This is a genomic window from Salinigranum rubrum, assembly GCF_002906575.1.
Taxonomy (GTDB): Archaea; Halobacteriota; Halobacteria; order Halobacteriales; family Haloferacaceae; genus Salinigranum; species Salinigranum rubrum.
This window is the reverse complement of the sequence record NZ_CP026309.1, coordinates 1,480,042-1,505,438: the sequence shown is the minus strand read 5'-3', so window position 1 is coordinate 1,505,438 and position 25,397 is coordinate 1,480,042. Positions and strand designations below refer to the sequence as shown.

28 protein-coding genes, 2 tRNA genes and 1 pseudogene are annotated in these 25,397 nt (G+C 67.5%); 12 read left to right on the top strand and 19 right to left on the bottom strand.

Going from position 1 to position 25,397, the window contains the following annotated elements:
- Positions 1–3 precede the first annotated feature (3 nt).
- From C2R22_RS07450 to C2R22_RS07405, 10 genes are all read right to left on the bottom strand, one after another.
- On the bottom strand, positions 4–753 hold the full coding sequence (locus tag C2R22_RS07450) for a DUF7289 family protein (RefSeq protein ID WP_103425196.1): 750 nt from the start codon (positions 751–753) through the stop codon (positions 4–6).
- Complete coding sequence (locus C2R22_RS07445) at positions 753–1,298, bottom strand: DUF7266 family protein (protein ID WP_103425195.1); 546 nt, start codon at positions 1,296–1,298, stop codon at positions 753–755. The genes C2R22_RS07450 and C2R22_RS07445 overlap by 1 nt, the downstream gene beginning before the upstream one ends.
- Complete coding sequence (locus tag C2R22_RS07440) at positions 1,295–2,392, bottom strand: DUF7261 family protein (protein ID WP_162562415.1); 1,098 nt, start codon at positions 2,390–2,392, stop codon at positions 1,295–1,297. Before C2R22_RS07440 ends, C2R22_RS07445 begins: the two co-directional genes overlap by 4 nt.
- Positions 2,380–3,012, bottom strand: a complete 633-nt coding sequence (locus C2R22_RS07435; protein ID WP_103425193.1) for a DUF7288 family protein — start codon at positions 3,010–3,012, stop codon at positions 2,380–2,382. Before C2R22_RS07435 ends, C2R22_RS07440 begins: the two co-directional genes overlap by 13 nt.
- A gap of 3 nt (positions 3,013–3,015) precedes the next feature.
- The gene (locus C2R22_RS07430; RefSeq protein WP_103425192.1) at positions 3,016–3,492 is read right to left on the bottom strand and encodes a DUF7287 family protein; all 477 of its coding nucleotides are present in this window, start codon (positions 3,490–3,492) and stop codon (positions 3,016–3,018) included.
- Between the two features lie 47 nt (positions 3,493–3,539).
- The gene (locus tag C2R22_RS07425; protein WP_103425191.1) at positions 3,540–5,567 is read right to left on the bottom strand and encodes a type II secretion system F family protein; all 2,028 of its coding nucleotides are present in this window, start codon (positions 5,565–5,567) and stop codon (positions 3,540–3,542) included.
- Entirely contained in the window at positions 5,564–8,293 is a 2,730-nt protein-coding gene (locus C2R22_RS07420) for a type II/IV secretion system ATPase subunit (RefSeq protein WP_103425190.1), read from the bottom strand. Before C2R22_RS07420 ends, C2R22_RS07425 begins: the two co-directional genes overlap by 4 nt.
- Positions 8,294–9,100: 807 nt before the next feature.
- Positions 9,101–9,173: transfer RNA gene (locus tag C2R22_RS07415), tRNA-Arg, on the bottom strand.
- 78 nt (positions 9,174–9,251) lie between these two features.
- Positions 9,252–9,551: a Sec-independent protein translocase subunit TatA/TatB gene (locus tag C2R22_RS07410; protein WP_103425189.1), complete on the bottom strand. Its 300-nt coding sequence runs from the start codon at positions 9,549–9,551 to the stop codon at positions 9,252–9,254.
- A 148-nt stretch (positions 9,552–9,699) separates the two neighbouring features.
- Positions 9,700–10,869 carry a sensor histidine kinase gene (locus C2R22_RS07405; protein WP_245902921.1) on the bottom strand — a complete coding sequence of 390 codons (1,170 nt, stop codon included), beginning with the start codon at positions 10,867–10,869 and terminating at the stop codon, positions 9,700–9,702.
- A gap of 260 nt (positions 10,870–11,129) precedes the next feature.
- Here C2R22_RS07405 and C2R22_RS07400 point away from each other — a divergent pair, with 260 nt between their 5' ends.
- Positions 11,130–11,609, top strand: coding sequence for a redoxin domain-containing protein (locus tag C2R22_RS07400; protein ID WP_103425187.1), 480 nt, complete (start codon positions 11,130–11,132; stop codon positions 11,607–11,609).
- Between the two features lie 76 nt (positions 11,610–11,685).
- A complete protein-coding gene (locus C2R22_RS07395; protein ID WP_103425186.1) occupies positions 11,686–12,489 on the top strand; it encodes an HD domain-containing protein in 804 nt (267 codons plus the stop codon).
- Positions 12,490–12,596: 107 nt separating this feature from the next.
- On the opposite strand, the gene C2R22_RS07390 is transcribed toward C2R22_RS07395, so the two are convergent.
- From C2R22_RS07390 to C2R22_RS07380, 3 genes and pseudogenes are all read right to left on the bottom strand, one after another.
- Positions 12,597–13,502 (bottom strand): mechanosensitive ion channel family protein, encoded by a 906-nt coding sequence (locus C2R22_RS07390; RefSeq protein WP_103425185.1) that lies wholly within the window; start codon positions 13,500–13,502, stop codon positions 12,597–12,599.
- Positions 13,499–13,746, bottom strand: a pseudogene (locus C2R22_RS07385) (YhbY family RNA-binding protein). The gene C2R22_RS07390 and the pseudogene C2R22_RS07385 overlap by 4 nt, the downstream one beginning before the upstream one ends.
- Before the next feature lie 107 nt (positions 13,747–13,853).
- Positions 13,854–14,129 (bottom strand): ribonuclease P protein component 4, encoded by a 276-nt coding sequence (locus C2R22_RS07380; protein WP_103425184.1) that lies wholly within the window; start codon positions 14,127–14,129, stop codon positions 13,854–13,856.
- A 104-nt stretch (positions 14,130–14,233) separates the two neighbouring features.
- Between C2R22_RS07380 and C2R22_RS07375 the strand changes: the two genes are divergently transcribed.
- Together C2R22_RS07375 and C2R22_RS07370 are read left to right on the top strand one after the other, a co-directional pair.
- Complete coding sequence (locus C2R22_RS07375) at positions 14,234–15,292, top strand: glycosyltransferase family 4 protein (protein WP_103425183.1); 1,059 nt, start codon at positions 14,234–14,236, stop codon at positions 15,290–15,292.
- A gap of 80 nt (positions 15,293–15,372) precedes the next feature.
- Positions 15,373–16,506: a glycosyltransferase gene (locus tag C2R22_RS07370; RefSeq protein WP_103425182.1), complete on the top strand. Its 1,134-nt coding sequence runs from the start codon at positions 15,373–15,375 to the stop codon at positions 16,504–16,506.
- Between the two features lie 60 nt (positions 16,507–16,566).
- Here C2R22_RS07370 and C2R22_RS07365 read toward each other — a convergent pair whose 3' ends face one another.
- On the bottom strand, positions 16,567–17,061 hold the full coding sequence (locus tag C2R22_RS07365; RefSeq protein WP_103425181.1) for a hypothetical protein: 495 nt from the start codon (positions 17,059–17,061) through the stop codon (positions 16,567–16,569).
- A gap of 91 nt (positions 17,062–17,152) precedes the next feature.
- On the opposite strand from C2R22_RS07365, the gene C2R22_RS07360 reads away from it, so the two are divergent.
- Positions 17,153–18,136 (top strand): hypothetical protein, encoded by a 984-nt coding sequence (locus tag C2R22_RS07360; RefSeq protein WP_103425180.1) that lies wholly within the window; start codon positions 17,153–17,155, stop codon positions 18,134–18,136.
- An 89-nt stretch (positions 18,137–18,225) separates the two neighbouring features.
- Here the strand turns inward: C2R22_RS07360 and C2R22_RS07355 are convergent, their stop codons facing one another.
- Positions 18,226–18,864, bottom strand: coding sequence for an NAD(P)-dependent oxidoreductase (locus tag C2R22_RS07355; protein WP_103425179.1), 639 nt, complete (start codon positions 18,862–18,864; stop codon positions 18,226–18,228).
- A 121-nt stretch (positions 18,865–18,985) separates the two neighbouring features.
- Between C2R22_RS07355 and C2R22_RS07350 the strand changes: the two genes are divergently transcribed.
- Positions 18,986–19,318, top strand: a complete 333-nt coding sequence (locus C2R22_RS07350) for a winged helix-turn-helix transcriptional regulator (protein ID WP_103425178.1) — start codon at positions 18,986–18,988, stop codon at positions 19,316–19,318.
- A 164-nt stretch (positions 19,319–19,482) separates the two neighbouring features.
- On the top strand, positions 19,483–19,878 hold the full coding sequence (locus C2R22_RS07345; RefSeq protein ID WP_162562414.1) for a hypothetical protein: 396 nt from the start codon (positions 19,483–19,485) through the stop codon (positions 19,876–19,878).
- A gap of 187 nt (positions 19,879–20,065) precedes the next feature.
- Here C2R22_RS07345 and C2R22_RS07340 read toward each other — a convergent pair.
- Positions 20,066–20,137 (bottom strand) — tRNA-Ala (locus C2R22_RS07340).
- 84 nt (positions 20,138–20,221) lie between these two features.
- A complete protein-coding gene (locus C2R22_RS07335; protein ID WP_103425176.1) occupies positions 20,222–20,506 on the bottom strand; it encodes a hypothetical protein in 285 nt (94 codons plus the stop codon).
- Between the two features lie 219 nt (positions 20,507–20,725).
- Here C2R22_RS07335 and C2R22_RS07330 point away from each other — a divergent pair, with 219 nt between their 5' ends.
- The 4 genes from C2R22_RS07330 to C2R22_RS07315 are packed head-to-tail and all read left to right on the top strand — an operon-like array spanning position 20,726 to position 23,386.
- Complete coding sequence (locus tag C2R22_RS07330) at positions 20,726–21,190, top strand: 30S ribosomal protein S15 (RefSeq protein ID WP_103425175.1); 465 nt, start codon at positions 20,726–20,728, stop codon at positions 21,188–21,190.
- The gene (locus C2R22_RS07325; protein WP_103425174.1) at positions 21,191–22,384 is read left to right on the top strand and encodes an exonuclease RecJ; all 1,194 of its coding nucleotides are present in this window, start codon (positions 21,191–21,193) and stop codon (positions 22,382–22,384) included.
- Entirely contained in the window at positions 22,381–22,743 is a 363-nt protein-coding gene (locus tag C2R22_RS07320) for a KEOPS complex subunit Pcc1 (RefSeq protein ID WP_103425173.1), read from the top strand. The genes C2R22_RS07325 and C2R22_RS07320 overlap by 4 nt, the downstream gene beginning before the upstream one ends.
- A complete protein-coding gene (locus C2R22_RS07315) occupies positions 22,736–23,386 on the top strand; it encodes a 30S ribosomal protein S3ae (protein ID WP_103425172.1) in 651 nt (216 codons plus the stop codon). The genes C2R22_RS07320 and C2R22_RS07315 overlap by 8 nt, the downstream gene beginning before the upstream one ends.
- A gap of 420 nt (positions 23,387–23,806) precedes the next feature.
- Here C2R22_RS07315 and C2R22_RS07310 read toward each other — a convergent pair whose 3' ends face one another.
- Complete coding sequence (locus tag C2R22_RS07310) at positions 23,807–24,247, bottom strand: plastocyanin/azurin family copper-binding protein (protein ID WP_103425171.1); 441 nt, start codon at positions 24,245–24,247, stop codon at positions 23,807–23,809.
- 121 nt (positions 24,248–24,368) lie between these two features.
- Here C2R22_RS07310 and C2R22_RS07305 point away from each other — a divergent pair, with 121 nt between their 5' ends.
- The gene (locus C2R22_RS07305) at positions 24,369–25,049 is read left to right on the top strand and encodes a protein sorting system archaetidylserine synthase (RefSeq protein WP_103425170.1); all 681 of its coding nucleotides are present in this window, start codon (positions 24,369–24,371) and stop codon (positions 25,047–25,049) included.
- A 15-nt stretch (positions 25,050–25,064) separates the two neighbouring features.
- Here C2R22_RS07305 and C2R22_RS07300 read toward each other — a convergent pair whose 3' ends face one another.
- Positions 25,065–25,340: a DUF7111 family protein gene (locus tag C2R22_RS07300; RefSeq protein WP_103425169.1), complete on the bottom strand. Its 276-nt coding sequence runs from the start codon at positions 25,338–25,340 to the stop codon at positions 25,065–25,067.
- Positions 25,341–25,397: the final 57 nt, after the last annotated feature.

Below are 25,397 nucleotides of genomic sequence, written 5' to 3'. Positions count from 1 at the left end.
AGTTCACTCGAACGTGATGCCGATCAGCGTCTCCTGGACGTACACGCGCTCGGGGTTCGAGACGGTACAGGAGACGGTGTTTCCGTCGATGTCGCAGTCGGCGTCGTCGTACCGGCTGAGTTCGCGCTCCCAGACCGCCGGACGCGGACTCGTGACGTTCACCATGACCTCCGACTGGGGCTCGGTGCGGGCGATATCGAACCCGAAACTCTGCCGCTGGCCGTCGGGGCTCGTCGCACGGACCAGAACGGTCGTCGTCCCGCCGATGGACTCCGTCCCGCCTCCCCCGCGGGTGTTCACCACGGGGAGCAGCACCCGCTCCTGTCGGAGGACGAACTCCGCGTGGCGGATCACGACGGCTCCGCCGGGGTCCTCGCGGAAGACCGCACCGTTCGAGTAGACGATGCGGCCGCCGCCGGCCTCGTAGACAACCGGCTGGATGTCGTACTGGACGTTCTGTTTCACGCCCGAGGTGTTCGTGACGGTGACGTTCACCGTCGTCGCGTCCTCGAGTCCCAACTGCGCATCCGCGACCTTCACCTCCGTCGCGCGGCTCGGCGCGCCGCGGCGGACGATGTCGTCGAAGTTGTCGCCCATCACGTCGAACGCGCGTTCGGCGTTGTTGAGCCGCTCGAAGTCGCGCGTGTCCTTGAGGCCGCTGTAGCCGAACGTGAAGGTGAGCCCGACCGTCGACAGCACCAGCGCGAAGACGAACACGAAGCCGAGGGTGTCGCTGACGCCGCGGCTGTCCATCACGCTCGCTGCACCTCCAGTGCGGGCGGGGAGTCGGCAGCGTCGTAGACGATGACGAGTTCGCCCCCCTCGACGGTCCCCTCCGCGACGGGGGTGTTCGTCACCAGTCGGAGGGCGACCGAGATGTCCACCGACGCCGCGGTCATGGTGACCTCGGTGACGCCGCCGCCCTGGTCGGTCAGCGTGATGGTGTACGCCGAACTCCCGACGCGGCGGGGCAGCGACGACCGCACGCTGACGGTCCCGTCGATGGTCGACGCCAGGCGGTCGGCCCCCTCGACGTCCGCGACGAGCGTCTGGCCCACCACCACCAACTCGGAGCGGATGACCTGCTCGCGCTCGCTCTCGACGAAGCCGCTGCCGGCGAACATCAACCCGGAGATGAGGAGGCTCGCGATGCCGAGCGAGAGGACGTACGCGAGCGTCGTCGAGACCGCACGGTCGTCCCGAGCGAACGGAAGCGCGCGTCGCCTCTGCCCCCCGCGACCGCGACCAGGCCGGCCGCGAGGACCGCGAGTGCAACCACGGGGACGCGGCGGACTCATCGTATCTCCTCCGGGGCGATGCGGACCGTCGTCCGATAGGAGACGTCGGTGCTCTCGTAGGTGATGGTGACGTCGGCATCGTAGATGATCGCCGTGGCGAACGCCGCGCCGTCGTCGTCGGCCTCGTTGTCGTAGACGTTGCCGCTGATGTCCGCCCCCTCGGCGACCTTGATGTCGTATGTCCCGGTCGCCTGGTCGCCGTTCTCGAAGCGCAGTCGGATGTCCTCGTCGTCGACGGCGTCGTCGGGGAGGTCGAGCAGGGCGAACGCCGAGCACGCGCTCCCGTTGATGCTCCCGTTGGAGAGGTCGACGTGTGCGGCTGGTCCGACGTGGGTACACTCCTGTTCGGTTGTGCCGTCGTCGACGAGGACGGTCACGTCGTCGCCGCCGGTGTCGCTGTCGTCGTAGACGTACACGTGCCAGGTGTTGCCGCCGTCGGTGTCGTCGAACGCCACGGCGTAGGGGTCGTCGAACCCGAGCGTGAGTCCGAGGACGTTCGAGCGGTTCGTTTCGGGAAGCGAGTCCGCGTTGATCGTGAGACTGGCGTCTCGGACGGCAGAGGGGTTGTTGCCGAGGGTCCAGTCCGCGGCGTAGTTCCGGTTCGTGAGGTTGCGCGAGGCGTTGGTCTGCTGGAACCGCGTCCCGTTCGTCGAGTCGACGGCGACCGACGCGACCCGGGCGCGTCGCGCGGCGTGGAGACCGGCGCTGTCGCTCCACGCCTCGACGCTCGATTCGTACCACTGCGTGTTCTCGTCCCACGTGGGGTCCGTCCCGTTGCGATTCTCCCGGATCATGAGCTCCCGCGCGGCGTCCTCGGCAGCCGCCCGGTAGCTGATGGAGGGGTCGGTCCCCGGGTCGGTGTTCCGGGTCGCGAGGTTCTCGGTGTAGATGGCGGTGTTCAAAAGCAGCGCGAAACCGACGAACAGAACGGCGAGCGAGAGCGCCCCGACGAGGAACAACTGGCCGCGGTCGTCGTCGAAGTCGGAGTTGCGTCCGCGTCCGCGTCTTCGGCTGCGACCGCCGGTGCCGTCGCTGCCGTCGCTGCTCGCGCGCTGTCGCCGGGGGCGCGTCGGCGGCCGCCTCACATCCGCCACACGACCACCTCCACTTCGAGGACGTTGTACAGCGTCCCCGGCGAGATGTCCGACGCGTAGAACGTCGTCGAGTTCGCGAGCGTGTGGGTCGTCGGGGTGTTGTCCGCGGCGTACAGCACGTCGTCGTCGTACAGCGTCACCCGCCACCGCGCGGAGATGGCGTTGTCGCTCGGCCCGCCCATCCGAACGACCGTCTTCCGGCGGACCGTCCGGTCGCTCGTCCGGTGGTGGACGTAGAGGTTGAACGCGATGCCCCGGTCGAGGAACGTCTCGTTGAGCGTCTCGCCCAATGGGGTCGGCGGTCCGCCGGAGACGTACTGCCCCTCGAACGTGTTGCCGTGGAAGTTCCCGGACGAGTTGTTCACGTAGAGGACGGTCGGCTTGAGCGTGCCGTTCTCCGCGGCGGAGGCGAGGACGCCGGTGGCGACGGCCTCCTGCTGGTTCTCGATGTGCTGGCTCGACGTCGACGCGGTGAGCGGCGTCACGGCCGTCACCTGCAGGGCGAAGACGATGCTCGCGAGCAGGATCGTCGCCGCGGCGAACGCCTCCAGCGTGTGGGCCTGGCCGCGGCTGCTCGTCCGGAGTCGTGGTCGTCGCGTGCGTTGCCTCGGTTCCCACATCGTTCACCACACCCTGACGAACAGGTCGTACGACTGGCCGTCGTACAGCACCCGCCGCTGTGCCGTGATGACGTCGCGGGCGTTCGTCCGGTCCGCGCCCGCGCCGAACGCGACGGACCCGGCGGAGTCGACGACGGTCACGTTGATCCTCGTCTCGGCGTCGACGCCGAGCGCCAGGTTCGGGTGGTCGCTGGCCGTGTCGTACGCGTACGAACAGCCCGACGGCGGCGCGCTGTTCGCGAAGAACGCCGTCGTACACGTCGCGTTGAGGACGTACGGGTTCGCGGGGGTGCCGAGGACGTCGGTCGCCAGGCGGTTGGCGACGCGGTCGGCGACGAGCGGGTCGGACTGACTGGTCGCGAAGGGCTCGAACATCACGGGGACGAACACGAAGACGAACGCCATCGTGAGGAGGAACAGCGTCGCCCCGACGGCGAAGTCGATGGTCGTCTGTCCCCGGTCACGGTCACGGCGACTCACAGCCGGCGTCGCTCTCTGTCCCGCTGACGGCGGCCGCAGGGGTGCCATCAGCCCACCACCGTCCACGTGGCGAGCGCGACCGTCATCAGGACGAGGGTGAACTTGAGCCCCGACCGGACGTCCGCCGTCCGGATGTAGCCGCTGATGAGCCCCGAGATCATCGCCTGGATGGTGACGCCGTGGAAGAACAGAAGCGAGAGCTGGTTCGGGTCGATACCGCCGCTGAACTGGCTCCCGCCGCCGCCCCCGCCGCTGCTGGCCTGCTCCGTGAGCCCGGCCATCACGTCGAGGAACTGCGTCTTCAGGATGGCCATGACGGCCAAGAGTGTGAAGTAGGTCATGAGGATGATGGCGACCTGCATCATGGTCCGCGAGCGGCGCTCGCGCTCGATGTCGTCCTGGTTCTCCGACGCCTGCGCGGCCGTCGAGAGCACGTCCGTGATCTGCGAGGACGCCTCCTGCGCCTTCGAGATGAGTTTGATGGTCCGCGCGAGTCGGGGGATGTGGTACTTGTTGTTGAACTCGATGAGCGCCTCACGGAGGCTCGTCCCGTAGTTGACCTTCGCGTAGATGACGTCGAACTCGTCGGCGAGCTTCCCCGAGGAGGTCGACGACACCGTCCGGACCGATTCGAGCAGCGTCTGGCCCGTGTCGTTCGCGGAGGAGAGCTTCCGGAGGTTCTCCGAGAGCTTTCCGGTGATGGAGTTGCGCCGCCGGACGTTCCACTCGTAGAACACGGCGAGCGGGAGGACGACGATGTACATCGGCAGGTAGACCCAGACGAACGTCCCCCAGACGGGGCGGGCGACCAGCGCGTCCCAACTGGTCGGAGCGACTCCCAGCGCGACCGGGACGACGAGCGACACGAGCGCCAGCGGGACCGTCAGCGCGAGCGTGTACATCGGGTTGTCGCGGAAGAAGATGTGCGGGGCCGCGAGGATGCCGCGCACGTTGTGGAGCAGTTCGCGGTTCTTGACGTGCGAGAACAGCGCGAACTCCCCGACGAAGCCGTTGATGAGCCCGAGCTTCAGCGCCCCGTCCCGGCCGCTCTGGGTGACGGGGTCCGGGTCGTCCGAGAGCTGGAGGTAGCCGTCGCCGGGTTCGTCCTGTTTCACCGTGGAGACGAGGACGAGGAAGCCGAAGCCGATGAGCGGCGTCAGGAGGTAGATGGTCCCGAACAGCAGCATGTCCTGGGCCTCGCCCAGCATCGACATGATGACGAGGATGATGATGAGGAGGAGGGGGAACAGCGAGAGCGTCATGTACATCTCGCCGAACAGCTCCAGCGTCTCGAGCGTCATCTCCTGTTCCTGCTTCGACGTGCGGAGGTGTTTCTCCTTCTTGTCCGCGAGGAACCGTTGCATGTCACCGCCGGAGTTGACGATGGAGAGCATGTCGGTGAGGAACTGCGAGAGGTCGTCGCTGGGGGTGACGATCGCCTGCTGGCGGATCGCGTTTCGATAGTCGGTCCCGAAGTACTCCGTCTCCTGGACGATGCTCTGGAACTCCCGAGCGACCTCGCCGTAGGTGTCCTCGGCCCTGGCCATCGCCTCGAGGATTTCGAGCTGGTTCAGCCCCCCGACGGAGAGGGCGTACATGAACGACACCGAGTCCGCGAGCAGCATGTTTATCTCGCGTTTCCGGGCCGACGCGCGGGAGTAGGGGATGGCGACGAGCGTGCCGAAGCCGATGCCGAAGCCGATGCTCCCGAAGACGACGCCCATGATCCCGACGGCGACGGGGACGGCGATGGCCGAGAGCGTCGCGGCGGTCTCCTCGTCGGGAACCGGGATACCGAGGCTGACGACCTCCTCGGTCAGGACGCCGAACTGGACCAGGCCGAAGCCGATGAGCGTCCCGAGGATCCACAGAGTCCCGCCGAGCAGCACGCCGATTGCGAGCGCGCGGGAGATGTACAACTCGACGTTCTCGCCCATCCGCGCCTGTTCGAGGCGCTCTTCGACGTCACCCACGAAGTCGCTGTTCTCGTCGAACAGGAACTGGTACACCGGGTAGAACGCGTCACCCAGCGCGTCGGTGCTGCCGTCGAGGCCGTTCTGTGATTCGAGACTCATCTGTCACGCTCCGTCGGACTCGTCCGACTCGTCGAAGCCGAAGCCGAAACCGCCGGTCTCCTCGGCCGCGTCCGGGCGCTCGCCCCCGGCGTCGCTTCCGACGCCGCCCCCGTTGCCAGTCCCGCCGTCGCTATCGCCCGTCCCCCCGTGGCGTCCTCCAGCGCCTCGGTGAACGCGTCGCCGCCGTCCGCACCGACGGCCGTCGGTCCCGTCTCGTCGCGACCGACGGTCACGTCGGTCGCCGGCTCGATGCTCGCGAGCGCCGCCACGACGTCCGCCGCCTCGTTCCCCCGGTACTCGGGGAGCAGCGACTCCTCCGCACGACCGAGGATACCTTCGGCGAGCGCGGCGGTCTCCGTGTCCGGCGAGGGGCGCGGCACCATCGCCTCCTTCTCGGGTTCGATGTTGATGTGGACCGACTCCATCTCGCGGAGGTCCTCGAGCGACTGTTCGAGGCGGTCGTCGGCGATGAGCGAGAGGATGGTCTCCTGGTCGTTGATGAACGCCTGGAACGTCGCCGCGACCTGCGCGTACGAGTTCAGTTCGCGGTCGATGAGGTACGCGAGGACGAGTTGGCGTTTGAACAGCTCCCGGTCGAGCTTCTCCGCGGTCCACCCGCGGTCGAACATGATCTCCTCTAAGGTGTTGGAGTTGCCCATCTTGAGGAACTCGTCCGTCTCCGCCTGCCACTGGTAGACGTCCTGGACGTTGATCTCGTCGTTCTCCGCGTCGTAGTGGTTGATCTCCGTGAGGGACTTGTTCCGGCGGACCTTGTTGCCGCCGACTCTGGTGGAGGTCTGGATGGAGACGAGGTCCAGGGCGGTGAACATCGTCTTCGAGACGTTGATCGGCTCGGTCGTAAAGCGCTTGAGGACCTCCCCCACCGAGTCGGCGTGGAACGTCGTGTACGTCGTGTGGCCCGTCGACATGACCTGGAAGAGCGTGCGCCCCTCCTCGCCACGAATCTCGCCCATGACGATGTAGTCGGGCCGCTGTCGGAGCGCCGCTTCCAGCAGGGCGAACTCGTCGACGTCGCCGCCGTCGTCCTCGGCGAACGACGGCCGAGTGACCGAGGCGATCCAGTTGCGCTGGGGCAGTTCCACCTCGCGGGTGTCCTCGATGGAGACGATCTTCGAGTTCGAGGGGATAAACAGCGACACCGCGTTCAGCGAAGTGGTTTTCCCCGACGCGGTCCCGCCGGCGAAGATGAGCGACTTGTGGTTCTCGATACAGAGCCAGAGAAAGGCCATCTCGTCGAGCGAGAACGTGTTCCAGCAGATGAGGTCGATGGGGGTGAACGGGACGTCCTTGAACTGCCGGATGGTGTAGTTCGTCCCGTGGTCCGACACCTCCTGGCCGAGCGTCAACTGGGCGCGCGAGCCGTCGGGGAGCGTCGCGTCGACCTGCGGGCTCCGCTTGGAGATGCCCTTCCCCGAGCGCTGGGCGAGCTTCACGACGAAGTCGTCGAGTTCCGCCTTCCCGTGGTAGACGTTGGAGATGATCTGCTCGTAGTCGGAGTGGTAGACGAAGACGGGCGAGTTGTACCCGTCACACGAGATGTCCTCGACGTTGATGTCGTGTTTGATGCCGTCGATGCGCTCGTAGCCGATGAAGTCACGGCGGAGGTAGTACAGTAGCTTCTCGACCTGGTACTCGTTGAGTTGCTTCGCGTCCTCCTCGAGCACGGCCGATTCGGGTCGGGCCGCGATGCCGTCGAGTTGGCCGACGCCGAGCGCGGTCGCCGCCGACGGCTCGGGTTCGTCGTCGCCGCCGAGGCCGAAGAGGTCCGCGAGCGCGCCGAGCGGGCCGCTCCGGAGGAAGCCAGCCGCCCCATCGTCGGACGCACCGATCCCGGCGTCCGGCGCCGAGAAGAGCCCGTAGCGGTCGAGGAGGTTGAGCGTCTCGGCCTCGATGATGCGTCCTCTGTCCTCGGTGCCGGCCGCGATAACGTCGTCGTCGGAGTACTTGATCGCCGTCCGAAGCTTCCCCGTGAGGTAGTCCACGAGGTCGTCTTCGATCCGGTTCATGTACGGCTGGACCACGTAGTACTTCTTCTCGTTCTCCTTGGTCGAGTGGAAGATGATGACGAACGAGTACGGTTCGTTCACCCAGTAGCGCTCGATCTCGCGGAAGTGCCCCTTCTTCGCGAGCGGAACGGTCTTCTCGAGGTCGTACCGCGTCACGACGGTCGAGTGTCCCTCGTCGGTCCGGAAGAACGCGTCCTCGTCGAAGTCCTCCTGGACCGAGACGGTTCGCTGGTCGACCACGTCCGAGAGTTCCTCGGCCAGGCCCCCCGCGTGTGAGAGGACGCCCTCGACCTCCTCGGCGTCGAAGCCGAGCGCGTCGTCGAGGGTCGTCTCCGGGTGGTCGGACTCGAAATGTTCCGCGGCGTACCAGTCCTTCGCGACCGGTGGGTCCGAGAGGTCGGTGGTCGGTTCGATCCCGTCGTCGACACGGGCGGCCGCCGCCGCTGCCGCGGCCAGTTGGTCCTCGATTTCGGTGGGGTGGACGCCCAGGTCGGCGACCGCCCGATCCTCAGCCGTGATAGCGTCCCAGTCGATGTCGCCGGAACGTCGCATCGTCGCAGCGGCGTCGGCGTCCCCGGAGTCGCCGTACTCGCGGAGGTACTGCTCCCAGGTGTACTCGCCGACAGTCGCTCCGGCCGACTGCGACGGCGCTGACTCCGACTGAGTCGCGCCGGCAGGGTCAGCGTCGTCGATAGCCATTGTCCCTCATCAGGTGAGTCCCCATCAAAAAGGCTTCTGCGGGTGCCCGGACCGATATAACATATTCACTTGATAATAGAATCGATCGAAGTAGTCGACTTGATCACTAAAATATATTAATTCTGATAATATATTCGAGCGAACGACCGAAATTTGGATATCACATATGATATCATAAAGAGGTGTTCCCTTATATACGCCGTTCAAGTACCCTTTATATACACGCGCGAAACGTCGTCCCGACTTCAGTACGGATCGGTGCCATCGGGTCCCGAGGCTGGAAAGCCGGCTGTCTCAACACTCCGCACTGACGGGTCGCGCGGTGTGGAGAAGTGGGTCCGAACCGCCGGAACGTCGCTCCCTCCGCGGCCGTCCCCGCTCCGATTCGAATCACTGTGCCGTGCTCGCAATTCACTGGTGGTCGTCCGAAAAGCGGGCGTAACGGGGTCGAACTGGAGCAGGAGGCTTCGGGTTGCCCGCTTCGCGGCGCTTCGGGTCGCTGCTAGCGGCTCGAATCCCACACGGTGTACGCTTGGTCTCGGTCGCTCGGTCGCTGCGGCTGGCGTGGTTCGACCTCCAGTCGTCCTTCGGGGGTGGCTGTTTCCCACCCACTACGGGCGTGACGGGACTCCCGCGAGCGAAGCGAGTGGGAGTACGTCACGCTCGCGAGGGAACGAAGTGACCGAGCGGGCGTGACGGGATTCGAACCGGAGCCAGACGGTCGGCCTCGCTTCGGTCGGCCGCTGCGACTGACAGGGTTCGAATCGCCGGTCGCCCGTTCGCTCCTCACGTACGTTCGTCGCAGAACGGGCGTGACGGGATTCGAACCCGCGATCGAGAGGTTAGGAACCTCTCGCCCTGTCCACTAGGCCACACGCCCTGACCGGTGTATCGAAGCCGCCGACTAAAAGGTGACTCTGTCGGTTCGAACGGCAGGAGCTGAAAAGGGACGTGCTGTTCAGCTGCTGGACGTGGACGTGGATTCGGACTCGGACTCAGACTCGGTCTCCTCGAGTTCGCGCTCCTTCTCGCGCTTGCGCGCCTCGAACTCCTCGTCGTCCTCGTCAGGCTGTTTCTCCATCTGTTTCAGTTCCTCTTCGATCTCCTGCCGGCCCCGCTGGAACTCACCCATCGCCTGCCCGGTCGAGCGGGCGAGTTTGGGGATCTTGTTGGCCCCGAACAGCAGGACGAGCACGAACAGCACGATGAGCAGCTCCGGCCCGCCCGGCAGCCCCGGGAACAGTATGATATCGAACATCGCTATCTCAGCTTAACCAAGTAGCAATTATAGGCTTTTTGGACCGGATATCACCCCGAGGAACCGGGTCGACTCGACGCGAAACTGACGACGGGGTGCCGCTGGAGACGCCAACGGCCGCCGGTATCGTCCGCGCCGGTCGAATCGGTCAGGGGCCGCCGGACACGAGTCGGCCCGTCCCGACGGTGCCCACGACGAGGGGCTGTGCCATGGCCCGCTCGCCCGAGTGCCCCGCCGGGGTGTCCCGGACGCGGGGGAGTTCGACGACGAACTCGCTCCCCGTCGGTCCCGTCTCGCGGAGGTCGACCCTCCCGCCGTACCGCTCGGACAGCGTCCGGACGAGGTAGAGCCCGAGGCCGTGGTTGCTCGTGCGGGTGTCCTGCTCGAACAGCGTCTCCTGCTTGGCCGCGGAGACGCCCGAACCGTTGTCGGCGATGGAGACGACGGCGGTCTCGTCGGTCACCTCGACGGAGACGCTCACGCGGGGCGTGGCGCTGTCGTTGTGTTCGACGGCGTTGTTCAGGAGGTTCGAGAACACCCGCGGGAGGAGAGCATCGGCCATCACGAACACGGTCCCGGGGATCGTCGTCTCGACCTCGACCTCCTCGTACGTCGTCCGCAGGTCGATCAATCGGTCGGTCAGAACCTCCGTGAGGTTCACGGCCTCGAACTCGTCGGCCTCCTCGGTGGCTTCGATCAGAACCCGGACGTCGTTGATGATCCCGGACATGTTCCGACTGTGTCGGCGGATGGTTTCGAGGCGTTCGGACGAGGGGTCGTCCCCGTACTCGTCCATGAGTAGCTCTGCGTTCCCCTCGATGATGTTCACCGTGTTCAGCACCTCGTGGCGAAGCAGACTGTTCATGTACCCGAGCCACCGACGCTGGTTCTCTACGTGTTCGGCCCGGGCCGCCTCGCGTTCGGCGACGCGTGCGCGGTGGACGGCGCGCCCTTCGATCACGCCGATGACGAGACCGCCGCCCGCCCCGTAGATCGCCGTCCCGCGAGCCCAGCCGAGGTTGTTTACGAACGTCTCGGCCGGCCAGAGCGCGATCATCACGAGATTGATCGCGAGGAACACCGCCAGTCCACCGAAACACCACCTGGCGATGCGCCGGTGTTGGTCGGTCTCGACGGGACTGCGGTCGAGCCAGTAGCCGCCGTAGGCGATTCCGAGCGCGGGGACACCGTTGAGCGTGAAAGTGAACACGTAGTGTGCCGTCAGGCTCTGCGACGGCCGCAACAGGTCCAGCGCGATCCACTCGACGACGATGAGGAGCACGAACGCGGTGCCGAGACCGACGAGTACCAGCGGCACGCGATCCTGCCCACCCTCCGTGGATTTCCTCCGTTGCATAGTGTCGGCTCACGTGACCCGATCTGGAGACTGCGGCCGCCGGTGGATCCGGCTGGACTGTCTTCGATACCGTGTCACGACGTGCTGTACCCGGATATGCAACAGCCTTATTAAATGATTGCGACGGGATTCTCGAAAGCGAGAGCGCGGCAGGGCGAGCCGTGTCGCCCGTCTCTGCCGCGAGCACAAGCGTCAAACGGCCCACCTCCTACGAGCCCAGTGTGATCAACGTCGGCGACACCGCTCCCGAGTTCACCGCACCGATGGCCACCGGCGAGGTCGAATCGTTCGCCCTCTCGGACCACCTCGACGAGGCACCGCTCGTCCTCGCGTTCTTCCCCGCGGCGTTCACCACCACGTGCATGACGGAACTCTCGACGTTCCAAGAGCGCCTCGGAGCGTTCGAGGCCAGCGGTGCGAGCATCTACGGAATCAGCATCGACACCCCGTTCACGCTCAACGAACTCCGTGAGCAGCACGGCATCGAGTATCCGCTCATCAGCGACACCAACCGCGAACTCGTCGACCTGTACGACATCTCGATGGACTTCGAGGCGAGCGGCGTCTACGAACTCGCCAAGCGCTCGGTGTTCGTCGTCGACGGGGACGGGACGGTCACCTACGCCTGGGTGTCCGACGACCCGGCCGTCGAACCCGACTACGACGCCGTCGAGGACGCCGTCGTCGCCGCCGCGGAGTGACCCCGACGGCACCGATAGCGCTCCCCGGCTGCACGTATCCGTCGGATTTTTTTCGACGCCTCGCGTCGATGAGACGATGAGCGAAACAACCGGTGGTCCCGCGTACGACCCCGATGCCGACCACGCGTTCCCCGACGAGAAGCTCAACGAGGTCCTCCCCCATCTACTGGACGACCCCGAGGTGACGACGCTGCTGGAGGCGCAGAACGTCAACGCCGTCACGCGCAAGGGGTACAACGACCACGGCCCGAAGCACATCTCCATCGTCCGCAACCGCGCGCTGCGACTGTACGAACTGCTGAAGGCCGGGGGCTGTGAGTTCAACGGCGCGAAGGACCAGGGTCTCGACGAGGTCGACGAGCCCGTCATCGTCGCGTTCGCGGCGACGCTGCACGACATCGGCCACGTCGTCCACCGCGACGAACACGCGTACTACTCCATCCCGCTGGCGTCGGACATCCTCGACCGCATCCTCCCGAACTTCTACGACACCCCCTCCGCGGTTCGAGTGAAAGCCGAGGTGCTTCACGCCATCCTCTGTCACCACACCGAGGAGACGCCGCTGACGAAGGAGGCGGGCGTCATCCGCGTGGCCGACGCCCTAGACATGGAGCGCGGCCGCTCGCGCATCCCCTACGAGAAGGGCGGCCGCGGCATCAACACGCTCTCCTCGCAGGCCATCACGAACGTCCTCCTCCGGCGTGGCGACGGCGTCCCCGTCCAGGTCGAAATCGAGATGGTCAACGCCGCCGGCGTCTACCAGGTCGACAACCTGCTGAAAGCGAAGCTGAGGGACTCGATGCTCGAAGACGAAATCCGCATCGTCGCGGTCAACACGAAGTCCGACGACTCACAACTGGTCGAACGGATCGAACTCTGAGACTGCCGGCTGTGCGTCGGTGACGAGTTCAGTACGAGGCGCGAGAAAGCGAAACGGGGGACGGCGTGACTGCGGGACCGGAGAGGGCGGGGCGCGAGGGTCGGGGGTCAGTCGTCCGCCGACGTGGCGACCGACTCGATACCTTCGACCTGCAGCGCGCCGTGGAGGGTGCGGTTCGGGTAGGGGATGTTGATGTCCTCGGCGTCGAAGCGGTCCTTCACGCTCGTGACGTACTCACCGCGCGTCTTGACGAAGTCGGCGCGGCTGGGCTCGGAGATCCACACGCGCGACTTGAGGACGACCGAGGAGTCGCCGAGGTCGGTCAGGCGGACCGTCGGGGCCGGGTCGTCCATGATGCCCTCGTGTTTGTCGGCTTCGTCGATGATGATCTCGGTCGCCCTCGGGATGTCGTCGTCGTAGCCGATGCCGAACGGGATCTGCAGGCGGAGTTTGTCCTTCGCCACCGGGTTCTTGACGACACCGTCCGTCAACTGGGAGTTCGGCACTGTCAGCAGTTCGTTGTCGAACGTCCGGACGCGGGTGACGCGAAAGGAGATGTCCTCGACGATGCCGGAGTTGCCGTCCCACTCGATCCAGTCACCGATTTTGAACGGGCGGTCGGTGAAGATGAACACGCCCGCGACGAAGTTCTGGATGACGTCCTGCATCGCGAAGCCGATAGCGAGCGTCGCCGCCGCCGCGATGGTCGCCAGCGACGTGAGGAAGTTGCCGTAGCCGGCGAAGCCGAACGCGACGGCGATGGCGACGAACACCACGAGCACGCCGGCGACCTTCTTCAGCGGCCTGATGGCGTGCGTTTCGAGTCCTCGCGCCTCGAAGACGCGGTCGAGGATGGGGAAGAGAATCGCCCGCCCGACGATGTAGACGATGATGAACGCGACGATGAACGAGATGACGCCGCCGATGGACTCGGCGTAGGGCACGCCGTTCTGTGCGAGAAAACGCCCGATGAAGCCGCCACTGCCGGCCTGAAGCGCGAGGCCGGCGCTCATCGGAGCATCACCGCAGTGTGTCCACGCGTCTCGAAGAGGTCAGCGTCCACCCGGTCGGCGAGTTCCTCTGCGAGTTCCTCCGTGGTCGTCCCCCGCGTGCCGCCCGGAGGAACTTCACCTTCACCAGGTCACGGTCGTCCAACTGCCCCGCGAGTTCGTCGACGACCGACTCGATTCCGGCCTTCCCGACCCAGACGGTCACGTCCAGGTCGTGTGCCCGTTTTCGCAGCTCCTGTGCGCACATGCCATCGGCGGGTTTGCGCGCGTTTTATTTGTATTTTGGCTTTAATGACGGCGTTCAGCCTGAATATTCATACCCATCTCGCCCGCGACAGGGCGTCGTCGAGCGCGTTACTCGTACGGATAGCGGGCGAGTTCGCCGCAGTCACAGGCGACGACGACCTTCCCGGACTGGAGTCGGACGCGCGCGTTGACGCCCGGGCGAAGGTACGCGTCGCAGCGGTCGCAGGTGAACCGACGGAACCGACGCGGAAGTCGGAGCCGGTGGCGTTCGGCGAGGCGGCGGGCGAGGCGGACGTACTCCCGGGCGCGGTCGTCCTCGCCGGCGCGGACGGCCTCGCGCGCGAGCGCTTCGAGCCGTTCGATGCGCTCTTCCGGGATGCCCATGCTCTCGATGGGTCCGCCGGCCGATAAATGCGTTCCGGAGCGGAGAGAGAAGGGAGGAGAGACGAAGCGACAGCGTCAAACCGCTGACCGGCGAGCGCCTCACCGTGCGGGTCCTCAACTACCTCGAACTCGCGTCACACCTCGACCGGAGCGGCATCGGGACGGCCGCCGACCAGCAGCGGGCCGCGCTCCGGACGACCGACGTCGAGGTCCTCACGACCCCGTGGAAGGGCGACTCGCCCGTCGCCGCCGCCGAGTACGCGCTCCGGGGACGCGGCGCGTTCAGGGAGTACGACGTCGCCCACTGCAACCTCATCGGGCCGGGGACGCTCGCCGTCGCCCGGCACGCCCGGCGGAAGAGGGTTCCGCTGGTGCTTCACGCACACGTCACGCGAGAGGACTTCGCCGAGTCGTTCCGCGGGTCGACGTACGTCGCCCGTCCGCTGGGGCGGTACCTCCGGTGGTTCTACTCGCAGGCTGACCTCGTCCTCTGCCCGAGCGAGTACACGCGACGGATCCTGGAGTCGTACCCCGTCGAGGCACCCATCCGTCCGATGACGAACGGCGTCGACCTCGATTCGCTGACCGGGTTCGAGAGCCTCCGCGACGAGTACCGCGAGCGGTTCGATCTGGAGGGCATGGTCGTCTTCGCCGTCGGCAACGTCTTCGAGCGGAAGGGCCTGTCGACGTTCTGCGAACTCGCCGAAGAGACAGAGTACGACTTCGCGTGGTTCGGCCCGTACGACACGGGGCCGCACGCGTCCTCGACGGTGAGATACTGGGTCGAGAACAGCGAGCGCGTCACCTTCACCGGGTGGGTCGACGACAAACGCGGCGCGTTCGCCGCCGGCGACGTCTACTTGTTCCCGACGAAGAACGAGAACCAGGGCATCGCCGTGCTGGAGGCGATGGCCTGCGGGAAGGCCTGTGTGCTTCGGGACATCCCCGTCTTCGAGGAGTTCTACACCCACGGGGAGGACTGCCTGAAGTGCGAGACGCACGAGGAGTTCCGCGCGGCGCTCCGTCGACTGAACGCCGACCCCGAGTTGCGGGAGCGGTTGGGTGAGAACGCCCGAGAGACGGCGAGCGAGCACTCGTTAGACCGCGTCGGCGAGCGACTCGTCGAGGCGTACGAGGACGTACTGGACGGGGACGCCGGCTGACCGGCGCGAGGCGTCGCCGAGGCCGGAGCAGCGTCGTCGAGTCGGAAGCGATTAACCCCGTGCTGTGAAGGACCGTCGACATGGACGGAGCGTCGGTCGTCGCCTTCACCGACACCTACCTGCCGACGGTCAACGGCGTCACCTACACCATCAAGACGTGGCGCGAGCGCTGGGAGCGCCGCGGCGGCCGGATGGACGTGGTGTACCCCGAGGCGACCGGCCACGAGCCAGAGTCCGGCGAGTACCCGGTCCGGTCGGTGGCCTTTCCCTTCTACGACGGCTTCCGCGTCGCCGCTCCGCGCGTTCCCCGCCGGGTCCGCCGCGGCGACGTCGACGTCGTCCACTCACACACGCCCTTCAGCCTCGGCCTCGCGGGGCTCAGACTCGCCTCGCGTCGGGAACTCCCGTTCGTCGCCTCCTACCACACCCCGACGGCGGAGTACGCCGACTACCTGACGTCGAACGCGCGGGTGGAACGCGGCATCGAGTCGATGAGCACCCGCTACGAGCGGTGGTTCCTCTCGCACGCCGACGCCGTCGTCGTCCCGAGCGCGGAGACCCGCGACCGACTCGCGGCGCTCGGCGTCGAGGCCGACCTCCGCGTCGTGCAGAACGGCGTCGACATCGACCGGTTCGCCCCCGTCGACGCGACGGCGTTCCGCGAGCGCCACGGGTTGGACGGCGAGACGCTCGTCGGCTACACCGGTCGGCACGGCTTCGAGAAGCGACTCACCGACATCGTCCGCGCCGCCGACGGACTCGACGACGTCACCGTCGTCTTCGGCGGCGACGGCCCCGCGCGGGAGTCGGTCGAACGCCTGGTGAAAGAACGTGGCGTCGACGCCCGCTTCTTCGGCTTCCTCCCGCGCGAGGAACTGCCGGCGTTCTACAGCGCGCTCGACGCGTTCGCGTTCCCCAGCCCCGTCGAGACGCAGGGACTGGTCGCGCTGGAGGCCATCGCCTGCGGGACACCCGTCGTCGGCGTCCGCGAGGGGGCGCTCCGGGACACCATCGACGACGGCGTCACCGGCTATCACTACGAACCGGGCGACATCGACGGGTTCCGCGACGGCATCCGGCGGGCGCTCGACGAGTACGACTCGCTCAGAGAGAACTGCCTCGCCCGCCGCGAACCGATCAGCGTCGAGCGGGCCGTCGACGACCTCACCGCCGTCTACGACCGCGTTCGGCAGGCCACACCACGCCGCGTCTGAGCGGCGGGCCGCTATCGGTTCGCCCTGGCTGACGGAGACTCCTGACGCGCGGTTCGCGGCTCAGTCGTCTTCGAGCGCGTCGCCGATGCGCTGGAGTTGGCGCGTGATGTCGCGGACCTCGTCGCGGAGTTGGCGGACCTCGCGGACGAGTTCCTCGTTACCGACGCTCTCCTCGCCGCCGCGCTCGCGGCCGCCCATGCCCGGCGGGCCGCCACCCATGCCGCCGGGGCCGCCGCCACCGCCGCCCATCATGCCGGACATCATCTGCGCGAACGGGTTGCCGCCGCCCATACCGCCGGGGCCGCCGGGACCACCCTCGCCGCCCATCATCCCCTCGGGGCCGGGGCGTTCACCCTCCTCGCGCTCCTTCTCGCGTCGCTCGCGGATCTCTTCGACTCGCTCGCGGAACGACTTCTCCTCGCCCTCGCCGGCGTCCTCGTCGGCGCTCGCGGCCGCCTCGGCGTCGGTTTCCCGCGCCTCACCCGGAGTCGGGGCGTCCGCGTCGCTCGCTCCTTGCACGTCCTCGGTCTCGTCTGCCGCGTCGTCGTCTGCCATACGCGCCGGTTCGCCGTCACGCCCGAAAGGGTTGTTGGTCTCGTGGCCCGTACTTCCCAACAGTTATTCCGACGACACGATATCGCACAGTGTGAATCGACGATACGCCCTCACGCTCCTGGTCGGTGTCGTCGCCGGCTGTTCGTCCCAGTCGTCGGAGCCGACGACGACGCCGGAGCAGACACCACCCTCCGAGACGGCGACCGAGACGGCCACAGCCACCGCCACCGCAGCGGGAACGGACTCCGCGGAACCGACGGAGACGGCGGTGAGTGCCGACGCCATCGCGGCCTCCCTGAACGAGGTGTACGCGGCGCTGGAACCGGCGCTGGAGACGCTCGAAGTAAGCGACCTCGACACGGACGCGCTCGCCGAGCGCCTCACGCGGATCCGAGCGGACATCGAGAGCGCGCGCGAGGCCGGAGAAGACGAAGACCGGCTCGGGTCGCTGTCGGACACGCGCTGGATATTCGACCGCATCGTCCGGACGTTCGTCCGGTTCGACGAGGCGTACACCGTGCACGACCGGCTCCGGGAGGCGTACGCGGCGAGCGAGACGAGCGAGGAGACGACGGCCGCGCTCGAACGGTTAAAGACTCTCGCGACGGAGGCGGCCAGTTCCGCGGGGACCGCCACCTCGCGGTACGACTCGATGGACGCGTTCGACCCTGCGCTCGACGTCTCCTACGAGGCGTTCGAAGACCATGTGTTCCGGGTCAGCGACACGGCCAACGCGCTCACCCCCTTCGCCCGCGGCCTCGAACGCGCGATTTCGGCCCGCGCGCGGTACCAGGAGGCCGTCGCGAGCTACGAGAACGAGTCGTACCGCGACGCACAGAGCGCGTTCGCCGACCTCCTCAACGCGTTCACCGAGGTCCGCGACCGGTTCGAGGACGCCGAGGGGCTGTCGGGACCGCTGGCCTCCCCGCTGGAGACGTACCGGTGTGAGGCGAGGGCGGGTCGGCTGGCGTGTGTCGAGTATCGCGCCGCCTGCCGCGAGCAACTCGACGACAACCCCGACCGGGCCGAGCGGCGGCGGACTCAGGCCGAACAGCGGTACACCGAGTGTGACTGAGGGTCGGGGTCGACGTCGTCACTCCGTCTCTCCACCGCCCGCCCGGAGTCGCCGTGAGCGGGGTCGAGACGGGCGGCCCGCTCTGCGAGTCAGTAGCCGACGCCGAGTGCGGCGTGAACCGCGTCGCCCTGTTCGAGTTCGTCGACGAACGCGACGGCGAAGTCCTCCATCGAGATGTAGCTGTCCCCCGCGTCGTCGGTCACGAGTTCGCCCCGCGCGGTCCGGTACTCGCCGGTCCGCTCGCCGGGTTCGATGAGCGCCGCGGGGGCGAGATACGTCCACCGGAGGTCGTCGGCCGCTTCGAGTCGGTCGTACGCGTCGATGGCCGCGCTGGCGACGGGGACCCACTCGTCGGGAAACTCCTCGGTCTCGATGAGCCGCGTGTCGGGTCCGACGCTCAGGATGCCGGCCCCGCCGGTCCAGACGAGGCGGTCGACCGACGCGCGACGCATCCCCTCGACGACGGCCTCCATCATCGCCACGAGGACGTCCGGCGAGGCGTCGGCGGCCGGGCCGAGCGCGGACCCGACCGCGTCGTGGCCTGTCGCGAGCCGTGCGACGTCGTCGGGGTCGGTCGCGTCGCCCGCGACGGCAGTGAACGCCGCGTCGTCGAACCCGTCGATTTCCCCGCTCCGGGACACGCCGGTCACGTCGTGCCCGCGGTCGAGGAGTTCCGTTACCACTCGTCGTCCGATTCGTCCGCTTGCGCCGAGCAGGAGTACGTCCATGGTGTGTGAGGTTCGGTCTCGTGGTGAACTGGGACGTCCGAGCCAGTCACACGATCACACCAGATGTTAGAAGGTAACCGAAATATAGTTCAGCGGACGGCGGTGTGACCAGGTCACACCCGTGTCATCGGACGCCGACCTCGACGGGACGTGCCGAGAGTGCCCGGTCGTCAGGACGCTCGAACAGATCGGGTCGCGGTGGCGGATGACCGTCATCCGCGTGCTCCGGGAGGGCGAACTCCGGTTCAACGAACTGAAGCGCGCGGCGGACGCGAACTCCCAGACGCTGTCGCGGGTGCTCGACGACCTCGAAGAGAAGGGGTACGTCCGCCGGCGGGTGGAAGAAGAGAGTCCGGTCGCGGTCTACTACTCGCTGACGCAGAAGGGCGCGGAACTCCACGCGGCGTTCGACGAGATTCACGAGTGGGGGCTGAAGTGGATGGACGAGGACTGATTCCCGAGTCCGCTCGGCCGAGTGTGCGAAACGGGCGAATCGACGTCGAGGGCGGGTCGAGCGACATCGTGTATCGAGACGACGAACGAAGTGGACCCGGTGAGACTACTGGCGACACGGGACGCAGGCCGAGCACTGATGTGTCCCGAGTGGTGAACCTCGCCATGACCGGACCCATCGACCGTCGTCAATTTTTGGCAGTGGTCGGCACAGCGATAACCGCGGGCTGCACGAGCAGCGCCGAAAACGGCTCCGAACAGCGTTCGGTCCAAACGTCGGACCCGCTCGAACGGGGCGGATTCGAACTGGCCGACGTGCAGCCCCAACAGTTGGAGTCGTACGTCGGCATCACTGCGGTCGTGTACAACGGAAACTCCGAGAGCGGGACCGTAACGGTCCGTTTTATCGCGTACGACGCGTCCGGCAATCGGTTGCACGAGGGGACCGATTCGGTGACCGTGGATGCGAAAACACAGGCACCGATATCCATGTACTGGGAAAAGGAGGACGGAAATCCACCGTTCCAGGGTTGGGACGCGATGGTCGACTCGACGGGATAGTCGCCTCTCGAAGAGGGTATCGAACCGAGCCCACGTGAACCCCGGACCAGTCGAGGGGCAAGGACTTGAACCGGAGTCAGACGTGCTCGCTTCGCTCACCAGTAACATCAGTCGAATATCAAGGACTCGCCGGGAGTCCCGCGAGCGAAGCGAGTGGGGCTACGGCGAGGGAACGAACGGATGTGAGTGGACTCGCCGGGATTTGAACCCGGGGCCTCTCCCATGCCAAGGGAGTGATCTACCCCTGATCTACGAGCCCTCGAACGCATCCAACCGTATCCGGGTGGCGGTATTAAGGGCTTCGACTCGGCGAGATAGCGACAGTCGCTCGCACGCGCAGTCGTCAATCCTTCTTCGCGGACCGGAGTCGCTCGCGAACTGACTCCAGGTGTGCGGTGGTCTCCTCGCCAGCCTCGTCGACGAGTCGGTCGATGTCGTCGAGGAGGCCGTCGACGGTGGCTCGGGTCTCCGCGCTCATCTCCTCGGTTTCCTCCTCCAGGTCACCGATGAGTTCGTCGAGCCGTCGCGAGACGTCCTCGACCCCGGACTGGACGTCTTCCCCGGCGCTGTCGAGGGATTTCAACAGGTCGTCGTACGCGGCCATGAGTTCGTCTCGGAACGAAGCCATACGTTCGTCGTCTCGCTCGGGCGGCATAAACCTTGGTCGAGTGACAGTACGTCGGGGCGACGATGTCGTAACCGTTTAGTTCGGCGCGGCGGGGAGTAGAGGTAGGGAACCAGCACGGCCGCAAATCTGACTCGCCCGAGGGTTTTCGGGCTTCGAGATTGCGGAAGTGCGTCGGTAGATTCGACGCTCTCCTGCGGTCTGTGGGTTCCAACCAAACCAATGGCACGAATGCACACCCGCCGCCGAGGCTCGTCCAGTTCGGACAAGCCGGTGGCAGACGAACCGCCGGAGTGGAGCGACGTCGACGCCGACGACGTCGAAGCACGCATCGTCGAACTCGCAGAACAGGGGTACGAGCCCTCCCAGATCGGGATGAAGCTCCGCGACGAGGGCGTCAAGGGGACGCCGGTCCCGAACGTCAAACTCGCGACGGGGAAGAAGGTCACCACCATCCTCGAAGAGAACGACGCCGAGTCGGAACTCCCCGAGGACCTCCGGAGCCTGATGGAGCGGGCCATCCGCCTGCGCGAGCACATGGAGGAGAACCCCCAGGACGCCCAGAACAAGCGCGCCCTGCAGAACACCGAGTCGAAGATCCGCCGCCTGGTGAAGTACTACCGCGGCGGAAAGCTCGACGAGGAGTTCACCTACAGCTACGACGTCGCCGTCGAACTGCTGGAGTAGATGTCCACCACCGCCGTCATGGAATCGCCATCCGCCGACGCGCCGACGCCGAGCCCCGAAGAACTCGCCGCTCGGCTCGCCGACGCCCCGTTCGTCCGGGTCGTCGTCGCGCCGACCGGGAGTGCGCTCGCGGCCAGCGGCGTCATCGCTCGCGCCCTGCGCGAGCGTGGCGTCCCGTTCCAAGTGCGCGTCCGCCGCGCCTCCGCGTACGCGGTGGCCGACGACGCGCTCACCCTCCGGGTCGGTTCGGCCGGTCCGGCGGACCTGACGCTCGGCGACCCGGAGCGAGCACCGGCGATGGCGTTCGAGGTCGCTCGGGCCTTAGAAACCGGACCCGATCCGACCCTGGCGCTCGCCGGCATCGCGGCCGGGGAGGCGGACCCGGCGACGTCGACGCTCGCCGACAGGGCGGGCCTCGACCGCTCGCCCGGCGTCGGCCTCCCGGTTTCGGACCTCGCAGACGGCCTCGGACACACGACGCTCCTGCACGGACCCGTCTCCGGCGATGCCGACGCCGCGGGTGCGACGCTCGCGGAGTGGGACCTCCCCGCCGAACTCGACGCGGACGCGTGGCGAAGAGTCGCCTCGCTCGTCGCGGTCGACACGACGACCGCGTCGGGGGCGACGCCGCGCGCGGCCGAGGTCGTCTCCCGCGCGCTCAACCCGCTCCGACTCGGCGACGGCGCGCCGTTCGCGACGGTCGAGGGCTACGGTGACGTGCTCTCGGCGGTCGCCCGTGAGGAGCCCGGAACGGGTGTCGCTCTCGCGCTGGGGTACGACGCGCGGACGGCCGCGCTGGGAGCGTGGCGCACGCACGCGAAGCACGCCCACGCGACCCTTCGGGACGCGGAGACGGCACGGTACGGCGGCGTCTTCGTCGTCCGGGTGCTCGCCGCGGCTGACCCCGGAGACGACACGGCGAACGCGGACGACGCCGCGCGGCGACGCGCGGCCGGTCGCCTCCGGACCGTCGCCCGGTTGGCGCGCGATTTCCGCTCGCCCGAGCCGACAGTGCTCGTCGTCTCCGAGGGGGTCGCCGCGGCGGCGACCCACGACGACGGAGTCGACGTGGCGCGCGCGCTCTCGACCGCCGTCGAGACTGGCAGTGCCGACGGGACGGCCCGCGAGGCCGACGTCGCGTTCGACGGCGAGCGGGAGACGTTCGAAACCGCAGCCAGGGGGTCGCTGTCGTGAGACGAGCGACCGTCCGGACGACGCACGCCACTCCCGAGAGTGCCGCACTCGTCGCCGGCGCCGTCGAACCGGACAACACCGACTCGATGGCGACCCGAGTCGACGGCCGCGTCGTCGAGACGACCATCGAGCGCGGGACCACCGGCGGTCTCCACTCGTCGGTCGACGACTACGTGGTGAACCTCACGGTGGCGGACCGACTCGTCGGCGCCGACCGGGACGCGACGGGGACGGAGACGACGGCAGCGACGACGACGGCGGAGACGGACACGACGACAGCGGACACGACGACGGAGACGGACGAACCGACCGAACAGACAGCGGACCACACGGACACGACACACCACAACCATGAGTGAACGATCAGTTTCGAGACAGAAGCGCGGCAAGCGCTGGTACACCATCCTCGCCCCCGAGCAGTTCGACCGCGAGGAACTGGGGACCACGTTCGCCGACGAACCGGAGAAAGTAGAGGGCCGAACCATCGACGTGACGCTCGGCGAGATCACCGGCGACGCCGGTGCCAACAACACCAAGCTCACGTTCAAGATCACGGAGGTGGCCTCCGATACGGCCTACACCGAGTTCATCAAGCACGAACTCACCCGTGACTACCTGCGGAGCCTCGTGCGCCGCGGCGCGTCGAAGGTCGACGCCAGCATCACGGTCCTGACGACGGACGACTACCGCGTCCAGCTACAGCCGGCCGCCTTCACGACGAAGAAGGCCGACCGCAGCCAGGAGAAGGCCATCCGCCGCGTCATGATCGACATCGTCGAGGAGGCCGCCCGCGAGCGGACCTACGAGCAACTCGTCGACAGCGTCGTCGAGGGCCGTCTCTCCTCGGCCATCTACGGCGAGGCGAAGACCATCTACCCGCTTCGGCGGGTGGAGGTCCAGAAGCTCACCCTCGAAGCCCGACCCGAAGAGGTCGAGGCCGAAGAGGAGGCCGCCGTCGACGTCGACGCCGACGAGGTGGCCGTCGACGCCGACGAGGCCTGAAGACGCCGTTTCGGTCGACACGGACACGACTTCCGCGTTTTTCGGTGGACCACGTCGGAGAGCAACAGCGACGGCCGGAGAGGGCCGGTGACGAGTACAGCAGGGGCCGCGTACCCGTGAGGCGTGTGTCGCGCAGTTCCGGTGTGACGCCCGAGAGCGCGAAGACCGCGCGAGCGCCAGGGCGGTGGGCCGCCCCACCCGGGTGCTCGCGGACGGAGCCCCGAGCGGCCCCTCGCGCGTTCGCTCGCATCGTCGCCGGGGCTGTGCGCCGGCTTCCAGCGGAACCGGAGGTGCCGCGCAGTCTCGCGTTCCGTCCCTGCTCGGTCGACGCGCTCCGCGGGTTCACAGCCAGCAACGAGTACCGCACCTCGTGAGACCGGCGACGATTCAGGGGGCGCCCGCAGCCTACCGCAGAACCGACTACTCGACGATGACCGCGCCGATCATCCCGCCCGGTTCGTGCGGGAGGCAGACGTAGTCGTATCTCCCCGGGACCTCGAACGTGTGGCGGAACGACTCACCCGAGTCGATTTTGCCGCCCAACCGGTCCTGCCACGCCTCGCGAGCCGCCGACTCGCTCTCGAACCCGCCGCTGGCGAAGTAGTCGGCCGCCTCGGGGATGGCGTTCTCGTACGCCGTGACCGTGTGGCCGCGGGCGCTGGTGTTGTGCCAGACGACCTCCTCGCCCACCTGTACCGTGATCTGGGGTGGGTTGAACGCGGCCGCGGTCATGCCGACGTCGAAGTCCCCGCCGCCCCCGCCGGTGACGAGTGCGGTACAGCCGGCGAGCGAAGAGACGCCAACGGCGCCGAGAGCGCCGAGCAGCCGTCGCCGCGACGTCGCGTCGGTGAAACGGCTCATACCCGAGAGTGAGGACCGCGCGCGTAAATGTCGCGTGGTTCGTCTCAGACGGCGAAAAACAGCGACGGCGCAGCGAGAGCGGATGTAAAGACGTAAAACCGCCCTCGTTCACGCGAGAGGTATGAAGCCGCGGTTCGTCGGTCGACTCGGCCTCGCGGACGCCGTGACCGTCGGGAACGCCGGGCTGGGCTTCCTCGCGGCGGTCGCGGCGACGGTCGACGTGACCATCGCGGCACGGCTCATCCTGCTCGCGGCCATCGCCGACGCGCTCGACGGCGTCGTCGCCCGCAAGGTCGGATCGACGCCCGCCGGTCCGTACCTCGACTCGCTGGCCGACGTCGCCTCGTTCGGCGTCGCCCCGGCGCTCCTCGTCGCCCTCGTCGTCCGGGGGGCGTGGAGCGGGACGCCGCTCCGGGTCGGCGTCGGCCTCGCGGCGACCGCCGGGTTCGTCGTGATGGCTGTCGTTCGGCTCGGCCTCTACACGGCGTACGACACCGACGTGAGCGAAACCCAGGGCGTCCAGACCACGCTCGCGGCGACCCTCATCGCCGCGAGCGTGCTCGCGGGGTTCGCCTCCCCGACGACGCTGGTCCCGCTCACGTTCGTGCTGGCCGCGCTGATGGTCACTACCGTCACCTACCCCGACCTCCACGCACAGGACGCGCTCGTGATGGGAGTCGTCCAGTTCGCCGCCATCGTCGCCCCGGGGTGGTACGGCCGGGGGTTCGCCTACGCCCTGCTCTTCTTGGCGCTCAGCTATCTCCTCTTGGGACCGGTCCTGTACTGGCGCGACGGGCTCTGATGACGTCGTGAACCCTCACATTCCCATGTCCGCGGCGTCGTCGGGCACCGGGAGCGAACGGGGGTCCACGCCCAGGAGTTCGCCGGCGTGGTCCAGCGCCATGTCGAAGCCGTAGTAGCGTTCGAGTTCGTCGCCGTCGGCGGTCGGACGTACCTTCAACATCGCGTAGCCCTCGCGGTTCTGCGCGATAGCGGCCGTTCGGCCGTCGCGGTCGAACTCCAGCACGCGCTCGGTGTTCGTCTCGTAGTACCGGGCGGTCACGCCGTTTTCCTCCGCACGGGCGCTACTCATGCCCGTGGCTTGGCCTCGCTGCACCCAAGCCTGTCGGTTCACCGGGAGCGGGACGAC